The organism is Campylobacter concisus, from assembly GCF_902460875.1.
GTDB lineage: Bacteria > Campylobacterota > Campylobacteria > Campylobacterales > Campylobacteraceae > Campylobacter_A > Campylobacter_A concisus_AA.
The window spans coordinates 111,499-113,983 of record NZ_CABPVR010000009.1; the positions used below are offsets into that span (position 1 = coordinate 111,499).

Annotated in this window: 3 protein-coding genes and 1 pseudogene; all 4 read right to left on the bottom strand. The window is 30.7% G+C overall.

Going from position 1 to position 2,485, the window contains the following annotated elements; genetic code table 11:
* The coding region (locus tag F3H01_RS09795) for a P-loop NTPase fold protein (protein WP_262483519.1) at positions 1-334 on the bottom strand (334 nt) is incomplete at its 3' end.
* Positions 327-1,847 carry a pilus (MSHA type) biogenesis protein MshL gene (mshL, locus tag F3H01_RS09800; protein ID WP_085657363.1) on the bottom strand — a complete coding sequence of 507 codons (1,521 nt, stop codon included), beginning with the start codon at positions 1,845-1,847 and terminating at the stop codon, positions 327-329. The genes F3H01_RS09795 and mshL, both read right to left, overlap by 8 nt.
* Positions 1,825-2,238: a hypothetical protein gene (locus F3H01_RS09805; protein WP_180999661.1), complete on the bottom strand. Its 414-nt coding sequence runs from the start codon at positions 2,236-2,238 to the stop codon at positions 1,825-1,827. Before F3H01_RS09805 ends, mshL begins: the two co-directional genes overlap by 23 nt.
* Positions 2,238-2,485: pseudogene (locus F3H01_RS09810) on the bottom strand (type 4a pilus biogenesis protein PilO); the annotation flags it as partial. The pseudogene F3H01_RS09810 and the gene F3H01_RS09805, both read right to left, overlap by 1 nt.

Consider the following 2,485-nt stretch of genomic DNA (forward strand, 5'->3'; position numbering starts at 1 on the left):
GTGCAACAAAACTTTCAAAATTATTTATATTATCAATTTTATTTCCGTATATATCTTCACAAAGAGCTTCTATAAATGTAGCTTCGCTAAAAAAAGGATGTGGGAAAAAAATTAATTTTTTATCCTTTTGAAGATCAGAGGCTATCTTGTTTAGCAAAAAGGTCTTTCCACTGCCAGGCTTGCCATAAAAAAGTATAAGTTTTAATGGCTTTTTTAGAGCCGAGACGATCTTATTGTAACAAGTGATTGAGTTATCTAGATTAACAAAATCAGCTACTTCGTCTTCGTTGATAAAGATATCTTTTATATCTGTATAAATATTCTTGTTATTCATAGATCGTTTTAGAAAAACCTAAGTCTTTTAGTGATTGATTAAGTGGCTTTTTTTTGTCAAAATCAACTACATGAGGAGTGATGACAAAGATAAGCTCTGTTGTTTTTATATTGTCTCTTGTGCTTTTAAAGACACCACCTATAAGTGGGATATCAGAAAGAAGAGGTACAGAAGTATTATTTTTACCCTTTGTCTGGCCTATTAATCCACCAAGAATAATAGTATCGCCGCTATCAACTTGAACAACAGTTGAAAGCTTCTTTTGTACTGTATCTGGAGCAATCTCTCTTAACGCATTTTGTCTTGTGTCGTCTTCTGCGTATTTAAAGTTACTAAGTGATGGATTGATTCGAAGCATGATTTTATTATTATCAGAAACTTCTGGTAATAAATTTAATAATATACCTATAAAAACAGAGTATTGTTTATAAGTAGTTGTTAACCTATCACTATTGCTGTTTCCATTGTCAGTCTTTTGTTGAACACGGTAGTTTATGTTATCGCCAACCGAGATTAGTGCTTGCTGATTATTAAGTGTTGTTACTTTTGGGCTTGATATAACCTTTGTCTTTCCATTTGTCTCAAGAAAATTTATCATTCCATCAAGGCTAAAATTTAAATTAGCTGCGATATTTAATGTGCGTCCAAATCCATCACTTAGGCTATTTCCTTTATTTGTCCAAGTTGCACTTGAGCTCGGATTGTTTCTTGAATTACCAATGTATGTATTAAATCCAAGTTCAAATTTACTCCAATCAACGCCTTGCTTGTATTCATTATTTAACTCAACTGAAATAATAGAAACATCAATAATTACTTGTTTTTTTAGTCTTTTTTGCATTTCATCTATATATTTCTCAACTCGCTTAAGTTGAGAAGGAGTGGCCGTAACAGTGATAAGGCCCGCATTTTGATTTATGATAGGATCAGGCGCTGTAATATGTTCGCTACTATTATTTAAAATAGCTTTGAGCTCAGCATCTAGTTTTTCCCAAAAGTCAAACCTTTCAGTAGTTTTTATAAGGTTGCTTGAGCCTTGAGAACTATCATCTTGGGAATTATCGCTACTACTTGAACCACTAGAAATTTCAGATGGAGTAGCATCCACTGAAGCTTGGGTGACAGCAGTTCCTTCTCTAATAGAAGTTATATAATCTAGTTTAAAAATTTGAGTTTTTAAAGATGAAATTTTTAATACATTATTTGAAAACTCGTAGCTTAAATTTTTCTCACTTAAAAGTAGGTCAAAAACTTCGCTAAGACTCATATTTCTGATATTAACGCCAAAAACTTTATCTTTTAGCTCTGTTTTGCTGTAAGTGTCCTTTGCAACAATACTGAAGTTACACATCTCTGAAAGCTGATTTAACACATCTACTAGTGCAACGTCATCTGAAATTTTCATATTAAAATTCTTGCTTAAACAACTACTTTCGTTGGCACTAGCATAATTCATATTCAAGCAAATAAGTGCACCTATTATTAATATTTTATTTAATTTTAATCTCAACATTTTTACTTCCATTTTTTAAAATTAGCTCTTGTTTTTCATCGCCTTTTACTAAAAAAACACTATTTCTAGTAATGTTGGCTATTTTGTAACCATCAACAATATCACCGACAGCATACCACTTGGAATCAATATTTGCTTTGTTTAATAAAATTGCTTTTAAACTAAGCCCTTTTGAAGCTTGAGTGATAATTGATAAATTTTGATCTGTTATCGTCTTGATAGGTTCTTGCTTAAAAGGATTTTTTATGCTCGAAAGCTCAATATCGCTAAGACCGCTTCTTTTTTCCTTTATTTTTTCAAAAATTTTATCATAAGAGTCCATTTCCTCTTGAAGCTGATTAGCAAAAGCAATATTTAAAAATAAAAAAGCCAATAAAATTTTTATTTTCATTAGTATTTCATCCCCCAAACAGATATTGATATCTTAGCGCCAAGCTCTTTTTGGGTAGAATTTACATCCATTTTATGAAGATCAACTACTAGCTTTGATTCTTCAAGTCCATTTATATATGAAAGCATATCTTTAAAACCTCCCAAAAATGTCAAGTCAATATTTAAAATTTGCTCAATCTTTTGGAAATTTGGCTCTTTTATATCACTTTTTAACTCTAAAATTTTTATATTATTTTGCTTTGCTA